This is a genomic window from Micromonospora sp. NPDC053740, from assembly GCF_040677775.1.
Lineage (GTDB): Bacteria > Actinomycetota > Actinomycetes > Mycobacteriales > Micromonosporaceae > Micromonospora > Micromonospora alfalfae.
This window is the reverse complement of sequence record NZ_JBFASO010000003.1, coordinates 687,394-708,055: the sequence shown is the minus strand read 5'-3', so window position 1 is coordinate 708,055 and position 20,662 is coordinate 687,394. Positions and strand designations below refer to the sequence as shown.

General features: G+C 72.1%; 17 protein-coding genes. 9 read left to right on the top strand and 8 right to left on the bottom strand.

Annotated elements, in window-relative coordinates; all coding sequences use genetic code 11:
• Positions 1–310 precede the first annotated feature (310 nt).
• Complete coding sequence (locus AB0K35_RS12120) at positions 311–2,752, top strand: immune inhibitor A domain-containing protein (protein ID WP_238668907.1); 2,442 nt, start codon at positions 311–313, stop codon at positions 2,750–2,752.
• 200 nt (positions 2,753–2,952) lie between these two features.
• Positions 2,953–3,885 (top strand): alpha/beta hydrolase, encoded by a 933-nt coding sequence (locus AB0K35_RS12115; protein ID WP_238668775.1) that lies wholly within the window; start codon positions 2,953–2,955, stop codon positions 3,883–3,885.
• Between the two features lie 4 nt (positions 3,886–3,889).
• Here AB0K35_RS12115 and AB0K35_RS12110 read toward each other — a convergent pair whose 3' ends face one another.
• Positions 3,890–4,255, bottom strand: a complete 366-nt coding sequence (locus AB0K35_RS12110; protein WP_030334177.1) for a hypothetical protein — start codon at positions 4,253–4,255, stop codon at positions 3,890–3,892.
• Positions 4,252–7,146, bottom strand: a complete 2,895-nt coding sequence (locus tag AB0K35_RS12105; protein WP_363885128.1) for an SseB family protein — start codon at positions 7,144–7,146, stop codon at positions 4,252–4,254. The genes AB0K35_RS12110 and AB0K35_RS12105 overlap by 4 nt, the downstream gene beginning before the upstream one ends.
• Positions 7,147–7,298: 152 nt before the next feature.
• Here AB0K35_RS12105 and mycP point away from each other — a divergent pair, with 152 nt between their 5' ends.
• Positions 7,299–8,522 (top strand): type VII secretion-associated serine protease mycosin, encoded by a 1,224-nt coding sequence (gene mycP, locus AB0K35_RS12100; protein ID WP_363885126.1) that lies wholly within the window; start codon positions 7,299–7,301, stop codon positions 8,520–8,522.
• 169 nt (positions 8,523–8,691) lie between these two features.
• Here the strand turns inward: mycP and AB0K35_RS12095 are convergent, their stop codons facing one another.
• Entirely contained in the window at positions 8,692–8,985 is a 294-nt protein-coding gene (locus tag AB0K35_RS12095) for a WXG100 family type VII secretion target (RefSeq protein WP_238668772.1), read from the bottom strand.
• 21 nt (positions 8,986–9,006) lie between these two features.
• Positions 9,007–9,327, bottom strand: a complete 321-nt coding sequence (locus AB0K35_RS12090) for a WXG100 family type VII secretion target (protein ID WP_091395516.1) — start codon at positions 9,325–9,327, stop codon at positions 9,007–9,009.
• 480 nt (positions 9,328–9,807) lie between these two features.
• On the opposite strand from AB0K35_RS12090, the gene eccE reads away from it, so the two are divergent.
• The 4 genes from eccE to rarD all read left to right on the top strand — a co-directional run bounded on the left by eccE (position 9,808) and on the right by rarD (position 13,577).
• Positions 9,808–11,580 (top strand): type VII secretion protein EccE, encoded by a 1,773-nt coding sequence (gene eccE, locus AB0K35_RS12085; RefSeq protein WP_363885124.1) that lies wholly within the window; start codon positions 9,808–9,810, stop codon positions 11,578–11,580.
• A gap of 61 nt (positions 11,581–11,641) precedes the next feature.
• Positions 11,642–12,028 carry a phage holin family protein gene (locus tag AB0K35_RS12080; protein ID WP_091395522.1) on the top strand — a complete coding sequence of 129 codons (387 nt, stop codon included), beginning with the start codon at positions 11,642–11,644 and terminating at the stop codon, positions 12,026–12,028.
• 128 nt (positions 12,029–12,156) lie between these two features.
• Positions 12,157–12,654, top strand: coding sequence for a GNAT family N-acetyltransferase (locus AB0K35_RS12075; protein WP_363885122.1), 498 nt, complete (start codon positions 12,157–12,159; stop codon positions 12,652–12,654).
• Positions 12,651–13,577: an EamA family transporter RarD gene (gene rarD, locus AB0K35_RS12070; protein WP_238668767.1), complete on the top strand. Its 927-nt coding sequence runs from the start codon at positions 12,651–12,653 to the stop codon at positions 13,575–13,577. Before AB0K35_RS12075 ends, rarD begins: the two co-directional genes overlap by 4 nt.
• 101 nt (positions 13,578–13,678) lie before the next feature.
• On the opposite strand, the gene AB0K35_RS12065 is transcribed toward rarD, so the two are convergent.
• Complete coding sequence (locus AB0K35_RS12065; RefSeq protein WP_238668766.1) at positions 13,679–14,377, bottom strand: zf-HC2 domain-containing protein; 699 nt, start codon at positions 14,375–14,377, stop codon at positions 13,679–13,681.
• Positions 14,374–14,868 (bottom strand): sigma-70 family RNA polymerase sigma factor, encoded by a 495-nt coding sequence (locus AB0K35_RS12060; RefSeq protein WP_238668906.1) that lies wholly within the window; start codon positions 14,866–14,868, stop codon positions 14,374–14,376. Before AB0K35_RS12060 ends, AB0K35_RS12065 begins: the two co-directional genes overlap by 4 nt.
• Positions 14,869–15,117: 249 nt before the next feature.
• Between AB0K35_RS12060 and AB0K35_RS12055 the strand changes: the two genes are divergently transcribed.
• Positions 15,118–17,244 carry a PhoX family phosphatase gene (locus tag AB0K35_RS12055; protein WP_363885120.1) on the top strand — a complete coding sequence of 709 codons (2,127 nt, stop codon included), beginning with the start codon at positions 15,118–15,120 and terminating at the stop codon, positions 17,242–17,244.
• 132 nt (positions 17,245–17,376) lie between these two features.
• On the opposite strand, the gene AB0K35_RS12050 is transcribed toward AB0K35_RS12055, so the two are convergent.
• Complete coding sequence (locus AB0K35_RS12050; protein ID WP_238668762.1) at positions 17,377–18,159, bottom strand: IclR family transcriptional regulator C-terminal domain-containing protein; 783 nt, start codon at positions 18,157–18,159, stop codon at positions 17,377–17,379.
• Positions 18,160–18,313: 154 nt separating this feature from the next.
• On the opposite strand from AB0K35_RS12050, the gene AB0K35_RS12045 reads away from it, so the two are divergent.
• Positions 18,314–19,543: an MFS transporter gene (locus AB0K35_RS12045; RefSeq protein WP_238668761.1), complete on the top strand. Its 1,230-nt coding sequence runs from the start codon at positions 18,314–18,316 to the stop codon at positions 19,541–19,543.
• Here the strand turns inward: AB0K35_RS12045 and AB0K35_RS12040 are convergent.
• Positions 19,519–20,604, bottom strand: coding sequence for a polyprenyl synthetase family protein (locus AB0K35_RS12040; RefSeq protein WP_238668759.1), 1,086 nt, complete (start codon positions 20,602–20,604; stop codon positions 19,519–19,521). The two genes, AB0K35_RS12045 and AB0K35_RS12040, sit on opposite strands and share 25 nt — an antisense overlap.
• Positions 20,605–20,662: the final 58 nt, after the last annotated feature.

Sequence of the window (20,662 nt, the reverse complement as noted above, 5' to 3'; positions counted from 1 at the left end):
CTGTGGGGCCGGTGGCGGAGACGCTGCCGGCCCCACTGTCGTATGTGCGATCAGCTTGATCGAAAAATGTCGTTGTATACGTTCGCGTCCGGGTCCACGCTGGTCAGCGTGGCTGATGAACCGGCGGGGTGTGACGGTGAAAAGCGTTCCCAACAAAATCTTGCAACAAATCGACGCGTTCGTCTTCCCACCCGTCCCGCCAGTAACTATGTTCACCAATGGTCCCACTAGTGGGATCGATCTCCCACCGGCCCGTACCCCCGTTGGGCCGGTTCCCTCACACCGGAGGTACCACGTGCGCAAAGTCGCAGTGGGTCTGCTCGGGCTCTCACTGACGGCGACAGGCCTGGCTTTCGGCCCGTCCGCCTCGGCGGCGCCTCAGCCCAAACTGCCGGCAGCAGCACCGGCCGCTGCCGAACCACAGGCACTGAAGGATGAGCTCCCCGACAAGCTCGAGGACAAGCGCCGCGAGCTGCGTGAGCAGGGTCTCGCCGACGTGCTGAGCGGGCGCAGCAAGCCGATCGAGCGCAACGGCAGCACTGTCGTCAAGGTCGGCCAGGTCGGCAAGACGGGCACCAACGCCAAGGCGCGCTCCGCCGCCGGCGGCGGCCAGGAGACCAGGGATCAGTACGTCGAGCTCAAGCGTGAGCGGACCGACAAGATCTTCGTGATTCTGGCCGAGTTCGGCGACGAGCGCCACCCGTCCTTCCCGGACAAGGACATGAACCCGGACATCGCCGGACCGGCGACGTTCGACGGTCCGTTGCACAACAAGATCCCCGAGCCCAACCGGGCCGTGGACAACTCCACCATCTGGCAGCCGGACTTCAGCCCGGAGCACTTCCGCCAGCTCTACTTCGGCACCAACCCGGGCGACGAGTCGCTCAAGCAGTACTACGAGGCACAGTCCTCGGGTCGCTACACCGTCGACGGTGAGGTGACCGACTGGGTCAAGGTCAAGTACAACGAGGCCCGCTACGGGCGCTCCGACGACCCGATCGCGGACGACTCGGACGACCCGGCCAACGACCCCGCCGTCTGCGCCGACAACGTCTGCTCGAACACCTGGGCGCTGATCCGCGACGCCGCCAACCAGTGGGTCGCCGACCAGAAGGCCAAGGGCCGGACGGACGCCCAGATCGCCGCCGAGATGAAGTCCTTCGACCAGTGGGACCGTTTCGACTACGACGGTGACGGCGACTTCAACGAGTCGGACGGCTACATCGACCACTTCCAGATCGTCCACTCCGGCGGCGACCAGGCCGACGGTGACCCGCAGCAGGGTGAGGACGCGATCTGGAGCCACCGTTGGTCGGCGTTCAACAGCTCGCCCGTGGGCCCGCCGAACTTCCCGATCGGCGGCACCCAGATCGGCAACACCGGCATCTGGATCCGCGACTACACGATCCAGCCGGAGAACGGCGGCCGCAGCGTCTTCTACCACGAGTACGGCCACGACCTGGGCCTGCCGGACGACTACGGCCCCGCGGACAACAGCAACGAGCACTGGACCCTGATGGCCCAGAGCCGGCTCGGCGCCAAGAACGACGCCGGCATCGGCGACCGTGGCGGCGACCTCGGCGCGTGGAACAAGTTCCAGCTCGGTTGGCTCGACTACGAGGTGGTCGCGGCGGGGCAGAAGCAGACGCTGAAGCTCGGCCCACAGGAATACAACTCGAAGGAAGCACAGGCCGTCGTGGTCGTGCTGCCCCAGAGGGAATACACCTTCAACTACGGTCCGCCGTTCGAAGGCTCCAAGCAGTACTTCTCCGGTAACGACGACAACCTCGACAGCAAGATGACGAGGACGTTCGACCTCACCGGCAAGTCCGCGGCGGCGCTGTCGCTCAAGGGCAAGTACAGCATCGAAGCGGGTTACGACTACCTCTACTTCGAGGCGTCGACAGACGGCGGTCAGTCCTGGACCGACCTGGACGGCACTGTCAACGGCAAGCCGATCGGCGTGGACGGTGCCGGTCGCCCGGCCCTCGCCGGCAGCAGCAACGGCGCCTGGGCGGACATCAACATCCCGCTGACCTCGGTCGCCGGCAAGTCGGCGCAGGTCCGCCTGCACTACGTCACCGACGGTGGCGTCTCCGAGGGCGGCTTCTTCGGTGACGCGATCACAGTGACCGCCGACGGCCAGACCGTGTTCAGCGACGGCGCCGAGACCGACGCCGGCTGGAACCTGGAGAAGTTCGAGGTGGTCGGGGCGACCTACACCCAACTGTTCGACAACTTCTACATCGCCGGCAACCGGTCGTACGTCTCGTACGACAAGTACCTGAAAACCGGCCCGTACTTCTTCGGCTACGCGAACACCCGCCCGGACTGGGTGGACCACTACGCGTACCAGGAGGGCCTGCTCATCTCGTACTGGAACACCCGGTTCTCCGACAACAACACCGCCCCGGCCTCCCCGACCAACCCGGGTGGTCACCCCGGTGAGGGTCGCAACCTGTACATCGACGCGCACCCGCGCCCGATCTACAACCTGACCGGGGCACCGTGGCGGGCCCGCGTCCAGATGTACGACGCGCCGTTCAGCCTGAACAAGGCCGACTCGTTCACCCTGCACCTCAACAGCCAGCCGCAGTACATCCGTGGCCAGGCCGCTGAGCCGCTGTTCGACGACACCAAGAAGTACTTCTACGAGGAGCTGCCGAACCACGGCGTCAAGCTCCCCGCGACCGGTGTCAAGATCAAGGTTCTGGAGCAGGACGGCACCTCGATGAAGATCCGGATCAGCTGACCACTGATCCCGCACCAACCAGCGACGCCCGGGCAGGTCACCTGCCCGGGCGTCGCCCTTTCTGCGCCACCTCCCCGGTGGCCCGGACCGAGTTGGTCGAGCCGGTTCCCCTGGTCCCGGTCCGGGGCAACCCGGGGCTTTCCCCTGTTCAACGCGACCGCCAGGGTCGCCTGCGGCAACCGGGTCCTAGGCTGTCTGCCATGACCGACCAGCGCGGCGGGGCCGTCGACGAGTCCTGTGTCCTCACCGAGGGGCCGTGGACGCACCGTTTCGTCGGCGCCAACGGCAGCCGGTTCCACGTGGTCGAGGGCGGCACCGGGCCGATGGTGCTGTTCCTGCACGGCTTCCCGGAGCACTGGTGGGCCTGGCACCAGATGCTGCCGGCGGTCGCCGACGCCGGCTTCCGGGCGGTCGCCGTCGACCTGCGCGGCTACGGGGCCAGCGACAAACCACCCCGGGGGTACGACGGCTACACCCTCGCCGCCGACATCGCCGGGCTGATCCGCGCGCTCGGTGAACGGTCCGCGACGATCGTCGGCAGCGGCCTCGGTGGCATGGTGGCCTGGACGGTGGCCTCGTTCCACCCGTCACTGGTCCGCCGACTCGTGGTGCTGGGGGCACCGCACCCGCTGCGACTGCGCGCCGCCATCTTCGCCGACCCGCGCGGGCAGTTCACCGCCTCCACTCCGGCGTTGAAGTTCCAGCTACCCCGCTACGAGCACGTCCTGACCCGCGATGGCGCGGCGGCCGTCGGCGAGATCGTGCGCCGCTGGGGCGGCCCACAGTGGGTGGCCGGGCCGGACTTCGAGGCGTACGCCGAGCGGTGCCGGGAGGCGATGTGCATCCCGCAGGCCGCGTTCTGCGCGCTGGAGGGTTACCGGTGGGCGTTCCGCTCGCTGCTGCGACTGCACGGCTACCGGTTCGTCCGTCTGATGCAGAAGCCACTGTCCACCCCGACGCTGCAACTGCACGGCGCCCTGGACACCGCCTCCCTGCCCCGCACCGCCCTGGGTTCCGGCCGGTACGTCGTCGCCCCCTACGAGTGGCGACTGCTCGACGGGGTGGGGCACTTCCCGCACCTGGAGGCACCGGAGTTGGTGCTCGGCGAAATCCTGCGGTGGGCGAAGACCTGACCGGTCAGACCCGCTGCTCCCGCAGGTCGGTGACCTCGGCAGCGGGCGCCCAGCCCTGGTAGACGCCGAAGTCGAAGACCTCCAGCCGCATCGCCTCGGCCACCGGCCACCGGCCACCTGTGTACTCCACCCGCAGCCAGGCGTCGTGCTCGCCGAGCACTATGAACGGCTGCCCCTTCCAGGTGCAGGTGGTCCGCACGTACGCCAGGTCCTCGATCTCGCTCGCCGGCAGCACCCGGACGTAGCGGCCCGCGCGGACCTCCTCGAAACCCTCGCCCGGCTCGGGCTGGTAGAGGCGGATGTCGTCGCCATCCGGGCTGGCCTGGTACTCCCGGCCCTGCCAACGGGCCACGTAACCGTCGCGCATCACGCCTCCCCGACCCGTCGCCAGGTGACCGAGTCGGTGTCCAACTCCGCGACCACCCGCTCGCTGCCGTCCGCGCCGATGCGCCAGAGTTGGGCGCCGTGCGGCAGCCGCGCGCTGTCCACCTTGAACTCCGCCACCACGTCGCTGCTCTCACCCGGGGCGAAGCCGTTGCCCCGGAACGGCGGGCGTTCGATGACCCAGCCCTCCATGGCCCGCATCGCCGGCTCGTTCTGACCGCCGTACGGGATGCGGTAGAGGCTCGGCCGGTGCGCCGGCCAGCGCAGCACGTAGATCTCCTCGGCGTCCGGTGCGAACGGCGAGCCGGGGTAGCTGAGGCCCAGCGCGTCGTGCAGCTGAGCCGGTGTGGTCAGGTGGGACAGCTCACCGGCCCGGTGCACGAACCCGGACACCCGGTCGTACCCACGATCCAGGTAGTACGCGAGCTGGCTGGGGGCGATCGCCTTCTGCATGACCGTCGGCCGGGTCGGGTCGACCGCTGCGGGGGCGTACCGGGGACGGGCGGCGGGTTCGGCAACGGCCGGCGCTTCCGCCTGGTCCACTTCCAGGTCGTCCCCGAGCCCCACCTCGGCAGCCCAGTTGGCCAACGCGACGATCTGCTCGCCCGGCAACTTGGCACCCACCGGCGTGCCCGGGTTGACGGCGAACGACCAGTCCTCGTCGGGCCAGCGCCGGATCAGTTGGGCGAACTTCACCCGGACCGTGTCGACGTCCCCCTCGACATGGTCGGCGAGGCGCTCCGACGACGTGTAGACCACCACGTACGTCTCGCCGTCGAGCTGCCCGGTACGCCAGACGAAACCGGGATCCCCGGGGCGGCTCCCCCGCACCGAGTCCGGTGCCGCCGGCAGTAGCACCCGGGCCAGCAGCAGGGTGGACAGGAACGTGTCGGTGCTGCCCGAGCCGGCGGCGCTGAGCAGGTCCTCCTCGACCGTGTTGGCCGGCTCGAACTCGACCGGCGGCGGCTCGTCGGCCGGCGGGTGCGGACCGTCGTCAGCGATCACGCTCGCGCCGCCGGCCTGGTCCGTACCGGCCGGTCCGGTCGACGAGACAGCACTGTTGGCGCGGTCGTCACGGAGCGGGGCGTCGCCACTGTCGTCGATGCGCGGATCGCCCAGGCCACCGCCGACGTCCGTCGGAGTCACGGGGTGCGGGGCGGACGGGCCCGGGGCGGACTGACCGGGGCTGAACGACGCGGGCCCGGATGGGCTGGAACCGAAGGACGACGGACCGAACAGGCCCGGGTCGGAGGACGTCGAGCCGTACGGTGGCGGGGCGGCCTCGGCGGGGCTGGGCGACGACGGGCCGAACAGGCCCGGACCGGGGGACGTCGAACCGAACGGCGGGGCGGCCTCGGCGGGGCTGGGCCGCCGGGGCGCGTCGACCGGCGCGCTGCTCTCGATCGGGTCGGTGAGGTCGCGGGACTCGATGATGGTGCCCTCGATGACGATGGGCGTGAAGCCGCGGCGCGGCGCGGGCGGCCCGGAGACCGGTTCCGCGACGGACACCGGCAGATCCTCCGTCGGCTCGAACCGGCCCGGCCGGTCCTGAGGAATCGCCTGCGTCTCCTCCGCCGACGGCCGCCCACGCGCACCGGTCAGGGGAGGCTCACCGGTCACCCGGAACGCGCGGGTGGGCTCCTCGGCCAGCGGGTTGTGCCGGCGCGGCGGCAGCGGCTGGGTGATCTCCTCGCCGGATGGCGGCGCGTCCATCCGACGGGACGCGCCGAGGCCGCCCTCCGGCCGTCGTATCGGTTGGGTGGCGGCCGGGTCCGCCGCCATCGGAAAGGCCCGCGTCGCGGTCTCGTCGGCCGGCGCGTCGGCTGGGCGGCGGCGAGGGAAGGGCTGGCTGCCTCGCCCGAACCGGGTCGGCGGGGCCGCCCGGTCACCGGGGCGTCCTCCGCTCGCGGCCGGGTCGCGGGCCGGGCTGGGGTCGAAGAAGGAGCGCCGAGGGGCGGCCTGGGGGCCACCGTTGCCGTTACCCGGGGCGGGGCCGTCGACATCGCCCGGCCGGGTCCCTGTCGGCCAGCCCACGCCCGGCCCGGCCTGGTCGGCGGTGGGGCCGGCGGTCGCCAACGGGGTGAACCGGGACGGCCGTCCGGTGCGGGGCAGTGCTCCGTTGCCCGGGGCGGGCCGCGGCGGTTCGGTCGGGTGCCGCTGACCGGCGGCGGGCAGGTCCTCCTCGCCAGGTCGGCGCGGCGGCTCAGCGGAAGCGGGTGGCCGGGGTGCCCAACCCGACACCGGCGGCTCAGCGGAGGCGGGTGGCCGGGGCGCCGGACCCGGCACCGGCGGGGCACCCACCCGAGGGCCCGGGCTACGCGCGGGCCTTCGGGGTGCGAGCGGAACGCTCTCGGGCGCGGACGGGGCCGCCCCCGTCACGGGGGGCGATCCGGCGGCTGGGGCGGCGTCCCGCAGTGGCGCGCCGGGCCGGGTGCGCGCCAACGTCTCGGCCCGCTCCAGGCGGGCGCGGGCACCCATGGCACGGCCGGGCAGTCGCACGTCGCCTCGGGACAGCTGCGACACGAACCACGCCGGCAGGTAACCCTCGACCGGCAGACCCGGATTGACGGCGAGCCACCACTCGTGGTTGGGCCAGCTGGCCGCGAGATCGGCGAAGGGGATGCGTCGGTTGCTGCCGGCGTGATCGCCTAGGCAGGCTCGCAGGGCGGCGGCGGAGGTGAAGGCCAGGACGTGGGTCCGGCCGCCGGTGGTCCAGGTGCCCCATCCGGCGGGTGGCTGGCCGGGCTGCGTCGGCGCGGAGACCGGCAGCAGCACATCGGTGCGGGACAGGAGCCGGAAGTAGAGCTCCTGGTCGTTGGCGCGCAGCGCGTCGCGCATCGCCACCTCGGCCTCCGTGGCCGGCTCCCATGCGGTCACGGCCACCTCCCCTTCCGAGAACAGGCCACAGGTATCGCGTACAACCTACAAGGTGGTACCAAGATCACAATGGCTGGCCGGCGGCGGCCAGCCGGGGACCGGAGGAGGCGATAACATCCCGTTCCGGAGCCGATACGATACGGAGGGTGTCGATGTCCCAATCGATCGCGCGCCCGGTCCTCGCAGGTCTGGCCGTCGGCCTGTTGACCGTACCGGCCCTTCCGACAGTCGCCGCCACCGCCGGGCTCCGGACGGCGCCGGCCTGCGCGACAGCACTCGCCCCCGTCCGGCCGGTCGCGGCCAGGCCCTGGCCACAGCAACGGTACGACCCGGCGCGGCTCGCGCCCCTGGCCACCGGTGCCGGGGTGACAGTCGCGGTGGTCGACTCCGGGGTGGACCGGGTGCACCCGCAGCTGGCTGGGCGGGTGCTGGCCGGCATCGACCTGCTCGACCCCGGCGGGGACGGCGGTCGGGACTGCGCCGGGCACGGCACCGGTGTGGCGAGCATCATCGCCGCGGCACCCCGCCCTGACGTCGCGTTCCGCGGCCTGGCACCGGGTGCCCGAATCCTGCCGGTGCGGGTGAGTGAGCAGCAGGTGGTGCAGGGGCGGGAGTCGGGGCGTACGGTCAGCGCCGACGAGTTCGCCCGGGCCATCCGGTGGGCCGTCGACAATGACGCCGACGTGGTGAACCTGTCCGTGGTGCTGTACGCGGACGACCCCGAGGTCCGTTCGGCAGTGCGGTACGCGGTCGACCGGGACGTGGTGCTGGTGGCCGCCGCCGGCAACCTGCACGACAGCGGGGACCCCCGACCGTTCCCCGCCGGCTACGACGGGGTGCTCGGCGTGGGTGCGATCGGGGCGGACGGCGGGCGGGCGACGTTCTCGCAGACCGGCCCGTACGTCGACCTCGTGGCTCCGGGCAGCGAGGTGCTGACCGCCGCGCCCGGTGCCGGCCACCATCGGGTCGAAGGCACCAGCTACGCGGCGCCCTTCGTGGCCGCCACCGCCGCGTTGCTGCGGGAATACCGGCCGGAGCTGACCGCCGCCCAGGTGGCGGAGCGGATCATCGCCACCGCCGATCCAGCTCCGGGCGCGGGCCGGGGCGGCGGGTACGGCGCCGGAGTGTTGAACCCCTACCGGGCGGTCACCGAGACCAGTGGCGGCCGTGCGGCCGGCGCACGGCCGGTCGCCGCTCTCGCCGACGATCGGGCCGACCCGACGCAGCTCGCCCGCCAGGCCCGTCGGGCCGCCGCACGGGACCGAGCCCTGCTGATCAGCGCGGTGGCCGGCATAACAGCGGTCACAGTGGCGCTGCTCGCCCTGCTGGCGCCCCGGGGCGCCCGTCGACGCTGGCGCCCGGCCGGCCCGGCCTGAGCCCACCTGCGCACGGCCTGAGGCCGCCGACGTGCGGCCTGAGCCCACCTGCGCACGGCCTGAGGCCGCCGACGTGCGGCCTGAGCCCGCCCGCGTGCAGCCCTGACCGTGGACCGGCTGCGGGCGGGGCGCTGGCCCGGACACGGTCAGCGCTCCCGGCCCACATCGCTCACTGGAACAGCCCGGTGTTCTTCTTCTCGGTGTCCAGGTAGTCGGTGGCGGAGTCGTTCACCGCCAACCTGATGTCACGCAACATCCCCTGCAGGTCCTGCGAGGCCGAACGCCACCGCGCCTGCCGCTGCTCGTAGGCCTGCCGCGCGTCGCCCGTCCAGCTCGCCACCAGCGGGGCGGCGTCGCGTTCGAGTTGGCCGAGTTGCGCGTCGAGGGTGTTCAACGCCTTCTGAATGTCAGCGCCGGCCTGCTGCAGCGCGGCGAAGTTGACGACCAGCACACCATGGTCCATCGGATTCCCTCCCCAGCGGGATCAGAGCGGCAACTGGATGCCGCCGCGGTTGGTGCCGGCCACCCGGCTGGCCACCTCGTCGTCGGACGCGTGGTACTGCCGACCGGCGGTGCGGATCGCACCGGCGGTCTCGCGCAGCGCGCGGTGCAGCGCCGCCTGGTCCTGTGACCACTGCTGCTTGACCTGCTCGAACGACCGGCCACCAGCGCCACGCCAGGCCTGCTGCAACACCTCCAGCTCGGCCAGCAGGCCGGTCAGCATGGACTGCAACGACTGGTCCACCTGCTCGAACTTCGCGGCAGTCTGCTGCATCACCGCTGCTTCTGCCTTGGTTTGGGACATCCGGACGTCACCTCGTCTCTCGGATCGCACCTGGCCGTCGACGCGTCCACCCCCGGGGCGACGCGTCGTCGCTTGGCCCGGTCGTCGAGCACTGAGACCCGGGTCAGCGAAGGACTTCGTGGCTGACGGTAGCGACCTCGTAGCGGTTCTGCTACCCCGCCGGCTTCCCCTGTGGACAACCGAGGCGGCCATCGGTCGCTTACGATGTGCCGCAGCCACGTCGCGGCGCGTGACGGGCCGCCGGAGGGCGGACGGCCGCCCGACCCGGTCCCCACTGGTCGAGGAGGCACGGTGCCGGCGATCACCACCGGAGGGCCGCACCCACCGACCCCGGTCGGGTCCGAGGCAGGTGCCTTCCCACTGTTGGGCGGGCCCGGCCGATCCACCGACCGCAGTCCGGGGCCTGCCGATCAGCGCACCCCCCGTCGCCGTTCGTCGACGGCCCACTGGGTCGCACTCAGCCGTCGTGCGGCTGCCGGAGTGCGAGCCGGCCAACTGGTCACCGCACAGGTCGCTGCGGCGCTCGTGCTCGTCGCCCTCGGCCGACCCGCACCGGTCGTCGCGGCGGCCGTGCTGGTGGCCGTGCTGCTGGTGGCCGCCGCCTGGGTGCCGGTGCGGGGGGGGTGGCTGTTCGAGTGGCTGGGCACCGCCATCGGGCACCTCAGCCGTCGGCGGGGGTTGACCGGGCCGGCCGACGCGGCCGAACTGCTCGACCTGGTCGCCCCGGGCACCGTGGTCCGCTCGACCGAGTTGACCGGCGGGCCGGCGGCCGTCCTGGAGGACACCACCGGCATGGTCGCGCTCCTGGAGCTCGGCGACCCCGGCGACCTGCTGGGCGACGTGTCCCAGGCGATCCCCGCCCCGGCCGCGTTGCTCCCCCCGACCGGTCCGGACCAACCCCCGCTGCTGGTCCAACTGCTGCTCGCCGGTGCGCCGGCGCCGGTGCCGAGCGCCGGTGGCACTGTCGGCACGTCGTACCGGCAGCTCACCGACGGGCGGCTCGCCGGGCGCGAGCGGGCGGTGGTGGCGGTCCGGGTGCTGCGGATGAACGGTTGGTCCGAGGAGGACCTGCGCCGGGTCCTCTCCGGCACGGTCCGCCGGATCGTCCGCCGGCTCGGGCCGTTGGCCGCGCGGCCGCTCGGGGTGCCGGCGGCGCTGCGCGTCCTGGGTGAGCTGGCCCACCACGAGGGCGAGCCGGTCCGGGAGTCCTGGCCGGCGATCCGGTCCGGCACTCTCGTCCAGGCCACCTTCCGCCTGCTCCACTGGCCCGACGCGGGCGCTGTGGCTGGACGTCGGCTGGTGCCCCGCCTACTCGCGCTGCCGGCGACGGCCACGACGGTGTCGATCTGCTCAGGCCCGTCGCCGACGATGTCGACGTCGTCGGGTCCGGCGGCGGCCGGCGGAGTGCCGACGGAGCTGATCGTACGCCTGGCCGCCGGGACGACGGCCGAGTTGGCGGCTGCCAGCGAGGCGCTGGTCCGCCTGGTGACCGACCTTGGCGGAAAGCTACGACGACTCGACGGCGCCCACCTGAGCGGGCTGGCCGCCACGCTGCCGTTGGCGCTGGCGGCGCCCGGGGCGCAGCCCCGCCCACCGGCGGCCGGGGCGCGACCCGGCCCGGCCGTGGACGACTGGGAGCTGTCAGTGGGCGACGCGGGAATGATGGTCGGCACCAACCGGCACGGCCGCGCCGTAACCGTGCGACTGTTCCGGCCGGAGAGCACCCGCGTCCTGCTGGTCGGCGGGGTACGGGCGGCCCAGCTGGTGGCCCTGCGCGCCCTGGCACTCGGCGCCCTGGTGGTGGTGCAGACCGCCCGGCCACGCGCCTGGGAACCGTTCATCCGAGGGGTTGGCGCGCCGGGCGGCACGATCCCGCTGCTCCCTCCCGGTCGGGCGGTCGCCGACGGGGTGGGCACCGCGCTGCGTCCGTTGCTTCTGATCGTCGACGCCGGGCCGGTGGCTGCCGAGGCCGCGCCGGGCCCGCCGTGGCGGGCCACGCTTGTGGTACGCGACGAGCTGACCCCGGCCGATGTGGACGCGTTGAGCCGCGCCGACCTGGCGTTGCTTCAGCCACTGTCCTCCGCCGAGGCCACCCTGGCCGGAGCCGCGCTGGGGCTGGGCGGCTCGGCCGAGTGGCTGACCCGGATCCGGGAGGACATGGTGGCGGTGGTCAACCGGCGGGCGCTGCGCTGGGCACTGCTCTCCCCCACTCCGATCGAGGCGCAACTGATCGGGCCGCCGACGCGCGGCTGATCCACCGGGACGGCCAGCCGGCGGGTTACGTCGGTGCGGTGTCCGTGGCACGATCCCCGCCATGGGTTTTCTGAAGGGTCTGCTGATTCGGCTGGCCAGCACAGCTCTCGCTTTCTGGCTGGCCACGCTCCTCATCCCGGGCATCTCCCTGGATTCGAACTCGGCCACCGAGACGGTGACCACGCTGCTCCTGGTGGCGGTGATCTTCGGCGTGGTCAACGCGGTTCTCCAGCCGATCATCAAGACCGTCGGTTGTGGCTTCTACCTGCTGACCCTGGGTCTCATCGCCCTGGTGGTGAACGGGCTGCTCTTCCTGCTCACCAGCTGGATCGCCGACCAGGCCGGGCTGCCGTTCTCGGTGGACGGTTTCTGGCCGGCGGCTGTGCTCGGCGCGCTCTTCGTGAGCATCGTGACCTGGATCCTCGGCGCGGTCCTCGACCGGGACTGACCGCCGACCAGCCAGCACCGACCCGGTCCGTCCGGGGCTCCGACCTCGGTCGGGGCCCCGGCGGGCCGATGACCAGAGTTCGGGAATGTGGCGGCCGGACTGCCCACCTCGGCGGTTAGCGTCGCTGTATGTTCTCGCTGACCTGCCCCGACGGCCACCTGCTCAGCACCGATCCGGCGCGGATCGACCTGGATCTGGTGCACCACTGGTTGTCCACCGACGCGTACTGGGCTCTCGGACGAGACCGGGAGACCACCGAGCGGTCGTTCGCCGGCTCACTTCCGTTCGGCATCTACCGGCCGGAGGACGGCCGCCAGGTCGCTGTGGCCCGGGTCGTCACGGACGGTGCCACCTTCGCCTGGCTCTGCGATGTGTACGTCGACCGGCCCGCCCGGGGTCGCGGGCTGGGCGGATGGCTGGCCGGCGCGGTCCGTGACCACCTGGCCGAGCTGGGCGTACGCCGGATCCTGCTCTGCACCAACGACGCGCACCAGGTGTACGCGGGGGTGGGCTTCACCCCGCTGGACGCGCCGCAGCGGTGGATGCAGCTGGACCGACGACCCCCGGTGACCCCGATCACCGGAAAGGAACAAAGCAGCACTACGCCCCTTACGGTGGAAGCGTGACGCCACTCCGCCTGGGATACCTCTACGGCCTCGGCGCGTACCTGCTCTGGGGTTTCTTTCCGCTCTACCTGAAGCTGCTGCGACCCGCCGGCCCGCTGGAGATCCTGGCCCACCGGATCGTCTGGTCGGTGCTCTTCGTGGCCCTGCTGCTGGCGGCGCTGCGCAACGTCGGCTTCCTGCGGGCGCTACTGCGCCGCCCCTGGGCGGTGGCGGGGATCGTCGCCGCCGCCGCGCTGATCGCTGTCAACTGGGGCACCTACATCTACGGGGTCAACTCCGACCGGGTGGTGGAGACAGCGCTCGGTTACTTCATCAACCCGCTGGTCGTGGTGCTGCTCGGGGTGACGGTGCTGCGGGAGCGGCTACGCCCGGCGCAGTGGGTGGCGCTGGGGATCGGCGCGTCGGCGGTGGCGGTACTCGCTGTGGACTACGGCCGGCTGCCCTGGCTGGCGTTGACCCTGGCGTTCAGCTTCGCCGGCTACGGCCTGGTGAAGAAGCGGCTCGGGCTGCCGGCGGCGGAGGGGCTGTTCGTCGAGTCGGCGGTGCTGGCGTTGCCGGCGCTGGGTTACCTGGGCTGGCTGACGGCGAAGGCCGACCTGACCTTCGGGCACGTCTCGGCCGGGCACACCGCGCTGCTGGTGCTGGCCGGCGCTGCCACGGCGATTCCGCTGCTGTTGTTCGCCGGGGCTGCCAACCGGCTACCCCTGAGCAGCCTCGGCATGGTCCAGTACCTGGCGCCGATCCTTCAGCTCGGCTGCGGGGTGCTGATCTTCCACGAGCCGATGCCGCCGGCCCGGCTGGCCGGCTTCGCGTTGGTCTGGCTGGCCCTGATCGTCTTCACCGCCGACGCCGTCCGAACCTCCCGCCGCACCCGCCAGTCCCACCAACCCACCAACGTCCCCGCCCCTCTCCCCACCCCCTGACCCCGCGATCTTGCAGTTTCGGTCGTCGATACGCCTGCCATGCCCCTTTTGCCAGGGCAGAAAGTGCAAGATCGCAGAGGACCGGGTGGGGCGCACCGGGGTTAGGGGACGGCGTAGGTCAGTAGGGGCGTGCCGTCGGCTTTTTGCAGCTCCACGCTGACCAGTTCGGCGTCGGTGAACCTCGTCGCGCCGGTGAAGCTGAGGTCGTCGCCGGGTGCCGCCAGCCAGGAGCCGATCTGCTCGGTGGCGCCGTTCGGACCGCGCGCCACCAGCCGGAACGGGTACGCCTTGCCGTAGCTCGCCCGCGCGTCGTACCCGCACCGCATTTTCACCTCGGTGCCCCACTTGGTGCCGGTCAGCCCGAGGTCGGCGTGCACCGGCCCGGCGGCGGCCACCGGTCGCATGGCCACCATCGACACCTGCGGGGCCGGGTTGCCGGGCGGGCCGACCGGTCGAGGCAGCGCCACGGCGGTGCCCACCCCGACCAGCAGCGCCAGTCCGGCGGCGGCCAGTGTGGTCAGTGCGTACCGTCGCCGGTCCGCGGCGCGTTCCCGACGACGGCGCTGGCGGGCCTCGTCGAGTAACGCGGGCACCCGGGGCGGGGCCGGCGGCGGCAGGATCTGCTCCAACCCCGCCGGGTCGAGGCGCCCGAGCAACCCGGGTAGGACGGCGATCTCGGCGACCGCCTCCCGACACGAGGCGCAACCGCCGAGGTGCCGCTCGTAGGCCGCCCGCTCGGCGGGGGCCAGGGCGCCCAGCACGTACGCGCCGTCGTCGTACGCGAACTCGCACCGGGTCATCCCGTCACCCCCATCTCGGCCAGGACCAACCGTAGAGACCGCAGCGCGTAGTGGGTGCGGGATTTGACGGTCCCTGGCGGTACGCCCAGGCGGGACGCCGCTTCGGCAACCGACCGCCCCTGGTAGAAACACTCGACCAGCACCTCCCGGTGGGTCGGGCTGAGCCGGTTCAGGGCCTCGGCGACGGTCCACGCCTCCACCGCCCGTTCGGCCTCGTCGATCACGTCGGGCGGTTCGGGCAGGTCGTCAGTGAACACCTCGCCGACCCGGGTGGATCGCCGCCGCCAGGCGTCGATGGCCAGATTGCGGGCGGTGGTGAACAGCCAGGACCGCACCGATCCGCGATTCGGGTCTAGTGACTCCGGATGTCGCCAGGCCCGCAGGAGCGTCTCCTGCACCAGGTCCTCGGCCCGCTGCCGGTCCCCGTTGACCAGCCGCAGGGCGTGGGCGTACAGCGCCTCCGCGTGCTCGTCGTGCAGCGCGCGCAGCAGTTGGGCGTCGTGGTCGCTGATGGCGGTCTCCCTCGCTTCCGGCGCGCGTCCGGCGGTGCGTCCGCTCGGGAATACGTGCTGTCACGCCGATCGGTTCAGCCCGAGGTCAGACCGGTTGCGTGTCGGTTGCCATCGACGAAGGTGTTCACGCCTGGTTCACATCGCGGCCGACGAGCGCTCACCACGTCCTCCTAGCGTCCGGCTGGTACGCCGCCTGTCGTTCCACCGACTTCTCTGGAGGCCTCCCCCATGAGCGACCGCCCCCGGCTGCTCCCCCTGTTGAACGGCACCCGCCATGGCACCCGTGATGCCATGACCTGCCTGTACCGGTGCGGAAACGCCTGTGACCACCCGGTACCGAACACCTCCGACAACGCGTACTTCGGTTACGTGGTGAAGGCCGAGGTGTCGCGGCGTGGCGTGGTCCGGGCCGGCGCGGTCGGCGCGCTGGTGCTCGGTTTCGGCGGCGCGGCAGCCGGCGCGCTCGCCGGGGCGGCCCCGGCCATGGCCACCCCGACCGCCCCGGACGTCCCGGAGAACCTCGGGTTCGGTCGTCCCGGCACCGGGGTCGGCAGCGGCGCGCTGACCTTCAAGCCGATCCCACCGAACAAGCTGGACACCCTTGTCGTGCCGAACGGCTACGACCACGCCGTGGTGATCAAGTGGGGCGACCCGGTGCTGCCGGGCGCGCCGGAGTTCAACCTGCACCACCAGACCGCCGCCGCGCAGTCGAAGCAGTTCGGTTACAACAACGACTTCGTGGGCGTGCTGCCGCTGGACAAGCAGGGCAAGCGGGCGCTGCTCGTGGTCAACCACGAGTACACGAACGAGGACCTGATGTTCCCGGGCTTCCCCGGCCTGGACGGGCTCTCGGTGGAGCAGCTGCGCACCGCCATGGCCGCGCACGGCATGTCGGTGGTGGAGCTTGAGCGGGTCGCTGGCACCGGGCAGTGGAAGCCGGTCGGCAAGGGCCCGCGGCCGTACAACCGGCGGGTCACCGCCCTGAGCACCAAGTTCGACCTGACCGGCCCGGCCGCCGGCTCGGCCTGGCTGAAGACCGCCGCCGACCCCAGGGGCCGCACCGTCGTCGGCACTCTGAACAACTGCGCCGGTGGCGTGACCCCGTGGGGCACTGTGCTCTCCGGCGAGGAGAACTTCAACCAGTACTTCGTCGGCGCCGACGCCGTCCCGGCCGAGCTGAAGCCGAAGCTGGACCGTTACGGCATCAGCACCGCAAGCCGCTACCCCAGCGGCAGCCGCAGGTGGGAGCGCGCGGACGAGCGCTTCGACCTGGCGAAGCACCCCAACGAGGCGCACCGGTTCGGCTGGGTCGTCGAGATCGACCCGTTCGACCCGGAGAGCCGCCCGCGCAAGCACACCGCGATGGGCCGGTTCAAGCACGAGGGCGCCAACGTGATCGTCGCGAAGGACGGCCACGTGGTCGCGTACATGGGCGACGACGAGCGGTTCGACTACCTCTACAAGTTCGTCTCGGACAAGAAGTTCATGGCTGGCAACTCCTGGGCTGCCCGGAAGCACAACCTCACCCTGCTGGAGTCCGGCACGCTCTACGTGGCGAAGCTCGACCAGAGCAGCGCCGCCGAGATCGACGGCACCGGCAAGCTCCCCACCGACGGCGCGTTCAACGGTCGGGGTCGCTGGATCAGGCTGGTCAGCGGCAACCGGTCGTTCGTCGACGGGATGACCGCCGCTGACGTGCTCACCTTCACCCGGCTCGCCGGTGACAAGGTCGGCGCGACCAAGATGGACCGCCCCGAGGACGTCGAGCCGAGCCTGCTCACCGGCAAGGTGTACGTGGCGCTGACCAACAACACCAACCGGGGCGTCGGCAGCAACCCGAAGGCCGACGAGGCCAACCCCCGCACCGCCAACAAGCACGGGCAGATCCTGGAGCTGGTCGAGGACCGCAACGACAACACCTCGGAGACCTTCGCCTGGTCGCTGCCGATCGTCTGCGGCGACCCGACCGACCCGTCGACCTTCTTCGCCGGGTACGACAAGACCAAGGTCTCCCCGATCTCCTGCCCGGACAACGTCGCCTTCGACGCCACCGGCAACCTCTGGATCTCCACCGACGGCAATGCGCTGGGCAGCAACGACGGCCTGTTCGCCACCGCCGTGGAGGGTCCGGAGCGGGGTCACCTCAAGCAGTTCCTCACAGTGCCGCTCGGCGCGGAGACCTGCGGCCCGTTCATCACCGAAGACAACCGCTCGGTCTTCGTCGCCGTGCAGCACCCGGGCGAGATCACCGGGGCCTCGGTGGAGAACCCGGCCTCGAACTGGCCGGACGGTGACTACGCCAAGCCGGGCGTGGTGGTCACCTGGCGCCTCGACGGCGGCCCGGTGGGCAGCTGACACAGCACCCGCGGCGAAACGGCCGCTGACGTTGCACACGCCGCCCGGTGGGTCGCTGACGTTGCTCCGGCGGTCCGGCGCTCGACCGCCCCGAGGGGCCCTCTCCCAGCCCGGGAGAGGGCCTCTCGGCGGTCAGTTGTCGGTGGCGATGCCGTCGGCCACGCCGCGGGCCACTGTGAGCAGCTTGGCGCGTACCACCCGGGCGGAGGTCATCATCTCGCTGGCCGGCAACGCGCAGGCCAGCACGACGCGGCGTTCCATGTCCTTGTCCGGCGCGACGAGCACCGCGGCGCAGGCCACCCCCTGGCGGAACTGCCCCATCTCCAGTTGCATGCCGCGCCGGTCGCCGGCCGCCAGGTCGGCCTCGAAACTCTCGGTGGTGGTCAGCGTGGCGGAGGTGAACGGGCGCATGCCGTACTCGCGCAGGTAGCGGTAGCGCTGGTCGGTCGTCAGGGTGGCGAGCAACGACTTGCCGAGCGCTGTGGCGTGCGCCCCCTCGTCGAAGCCGGGGACCAGATCCTCCAGGTAGGGCGAGCGGTGCCCCTCGGCGACAGCGGTGAGGGCCACCTGACCGCCGACGAACCGGCCGAGGTAGTGGCTGTAGCCGGTGTCCACGGCGGCCCGCCGCAGCGTCTCACCGACCGCCGGCGGGCCTCGGAACGCCGTCACCAGCTCCCGGTACCGGTCGGCCACCTCCAACCCCACTATGTACGTGCCGTCCTCGCGACGGATCACGTAGCCCTCGTAGGCGAGGGTGCGGACCAGGTGGTAGGTGGTGGCCACGGTCAGCTCGCAGCGCCGGGCGATCTGCTTGACGGTCAGGCCCTTCGGGGCGCGACCGACCGACTCCAGCACCCGTAGCGCTCGGGACACGCTGCGAATCAGGTCCGAAGGTTCTGCCAAGGGGTCGCGCACAACCACCTCCGCCGCCGGGGACTTACACCATATGAAAAACAGGCCCGGTGCGAAATGCCTGTTCGGGTCGAGGATGCCAGATCACCATCCACAGCTTGTGCCCCGCCGGTCACCAGGAGTGCTGTGAGCGGGGCTCGCGTAGGTTTGCCGAACGATGACCGACACCTCCAACACCCCCGATCCGGCCGTTGCCCGACCCCGTCCGGTCCGGGCCAGCGCCGGCGCAGTCGTCACCACGGTGGCCTGCGTACTCCCCGTCTTCCTGCTCGGCGGTCTCGCCGTGCAGATGGGCACGGACCTCGGCTTCTCGCCGGCCGGCCTGGGCCTGGCCGTCTCCGTCTACTTCGGGGTCAGCGCGCTGGCCTCGGTGCCCTCCGGGCGGCTGGTCGAGCGGTACGGTCCGGCTCTGGTGGCCCGCTGCGGCATTCTGCTGGCCGCTGGATCGATGCTCGCCGTGGCCGCCTTCGCCCGGTCGTATCCGGTGCTGGTGGGCCTGCTGGCCCTCAGCGCCGCCGCGAACGCGCTCGGCCAGTTGGCCAGCAACGCCGCGCTGGCCCAGCACGTTCCGGCCCGGCGGCAGGGACTGTCGTTCGGTGTCAAGCAGGCCGCCATCCCGGTCTCCACCCTGCTGGCCGGGGTTGCGGTGCCCACCATCGCGCTCACCGCCGGGTGGCGCTGGGCGTTCGTGGCCGCCGCCGTGGCCGCGCTGACGACGCTGGCCGCCGTACCCCGGCAGTTACCCAATCCCGCTCGGCGGGCCGGAGCCGGGCGCGCCGGGCGGGCGACGGCAGCGCTGGTGGTGGTCGGCGCGGCGGCGACGTTGGCCTCGGGCGCGGCCAACTCGTTGGGCACCTTCCTGGTGGACTCCGCAGCGGCCCGGGGTCTGTCGCCGGGTCTCGCCGGCCTCACCCTGACCCTGGGCAGCGCGGTCTGCGTGGCGGCTCGTGTGGGCGTCGGCTGGTTGGCCGACCGCCGCGACACCGGCCACGTCGCAGTCATCGCCGCGATGCTGCTCGTCGGCGCGGTCGGGTTGGGCCTGCTCGCGTTGACCGGCCCGGTGCCGTTGGTGGTCGGCGTGGTGCTCGGCTTCGGTCTGGGCTGGGCCTGGCCCGGGCTGATGAACTTCGCGGTGGTCCGGCTCCACCCGCAGTCACCGGCCGCCGCCACGTCGATCACGCAGACCGGGGTGTACGCGGGCGGCTGTCTCGGCCCGCTGAGCCTGGGCCCACTCGCCGCGCACCTCGGCTACCCGGCGATGTGGGCCATCGCGGCCGTGGCGATGCTGCTCGCCGCCGCACTCATGCTCGTCGGCAGCCGACTGTTGACCCGCGCCGCCGCCGCGGCGGGCCGGGGCGTGGATCAGCTGGTGCGGTCGGCGATGTAGTCGCAGAGCGACTCAAGTGCGCTGCGGGACGGGCCGTGCGGCAGCGGGGCGAGCTGCGCGCGGGCCTCCTCGGCGTAGCTGCGCACCGTCTCCCGGGCCCGCTTGAGCGCCGGGCTCTCCCGCAGCAGCCCCAACGCCTCGGCGTGCAGCACGTCGTCGGTCAGCGGGCCGGTCGCCAGGATCTCCCGCAACCGCACCGACGACGCGTCGGAGTCGTCCGCCTCGCGGGCGTAGAGCACCGGCAGGGTTGGGACACCCTCGCGCAGGTCGGTGCCGGGGGTCTTGCCCGACTGCACCGACTCGGAGGCGATGTCCAGCAGGTCGTCGGAGAGCTGGAAGGCGACACCGATCGTCTCGCCGTACCCGGCGAGGGCCTCCACGTACTCCGGGGCGGCGCCACCGAACATGCCGCCGAACCGGGCGGACGTGGCGATCAGCGAGCCGGTCTTCTCGGCGATCACGTGCAGGTAGTGGGCCACCGGGTCGTCGTCGGCGCGCGGCCCGACCGTCTCCGCGATCTGGCCGTGCACCAGCCGGGCGAAGGTGCGCGCCTGCAACCGGACCGCCTCGGTGCCCAGGTCGGCGGCGATGTCCGCCGCGCGGGCGAAGAGGTAGTCGCCGACCAGGATGGCGACCGAGTTGGTCCACCGGGAGTTCGCGCTCGGCGCGCCCCGACGGACGGCGGCCTCGTCCATCACGTCGTCGTGGTAGAGGGTCGCGAGGTGAGTGAGCTCCATCACCACTGCGGCCGGGACCACCTGCGCACCGGTCGGGTCACCGAACTGGGCGCCGAGCGCCACCAGCAACGGCCGGAACCGCTTACCGCCGGCCTCGACGAGGTGCCGGGCGGCCTCGGTGACGAACGGGTCGGCACTGGACACGCTGGCCCGCAACTCGACCTCGACCGTGTCCAGAAGCCCCAGCACTGACGCCTCGACACGGGGATCGGCGAGATGGAGGCCAAGCGCGCCGAACTGACTCGTGCTCGCCCGACCCCGCCGACCGCCGGAGCCGGAGGCACCTGAACGCTCGCCCGCCGGTTTCACCACGCTATCAACCATGCCACACCCGTTCGACCTGCTCCGGCCCGGGGATACGCACCGGGGGCCGGCACGTGAA

Coding starts and splice junctions, on each gene's coding strand:
- AB0K35_RS12045 (WP_238668761.1), top strand. CDS start 18,314: ATGACCGACACCTCCAACACCCCCGATCCGGCCGTTGCCCGACCCCGT.
- AB0K35_RS12075 (WP_363885122.1), top strand. CDS start 12,157: ATGTTCTCGCTGACCTGCCCCGACGGCCACCTGCTCAGCACCGATCCG.
- AB0K35_RS12115 (WP_238668775.1), top strand. CDS start 2,953: ATGACCGACCAGCGCGGCGGGGCCGTCGACGAGTCCTGTGTCCTCACC.
- AB0K35_RS12095 (WP_238668772.1), bottom strand. CDS start 8,985: ATGGACCATGGTGTGCTGGTCGTCAACTTCGCCGCGCTGCAGCAGGCC.
- AB0K35_RS12065 (WP_238668766.1), bottom strand. CDS start 14,377: ATGACCCGGTGCGAGTTCGCGTACGACGACGGCGCGTACGTGCTGGGC.
- AB0K35_RS12080 (WP_091395522.1), top strand. CDS start 11,642: ATGGGTTTTCTGAAGGGTCTGCTGATTCGGCTGGCCAGCACAGCTCTC.
- AB0K35_RS12055 (WP_363885120.1), top strand. CDS start 15,118: ATGAGCGACCGCCCCCGGCTGCTCCCCCTGTTGAACGGCACCCGCCAT.
- mycP (WP_363885126.1), top strand. CDS start 7,299: ATGTCCCAATCGATCGCGCGCCCGGTCCTCGCAGGTCTGGCCGTCGGC.
- AB0K35_RS12040 (WP_238668759.1), bottom strand. CDS start 20,604: ATGGTTGATAGCGTGGTGAAACCGGCGGGCGAGCGTTCAGGTGCCTCC.
- AB0K35_RS12090 (WP_091395516.1), bottom strand. CDS start 9,327: ATGTCCCAAACCAAGGCAGAAGCAGCGGTGATGCAGCAGACTGCCGCG.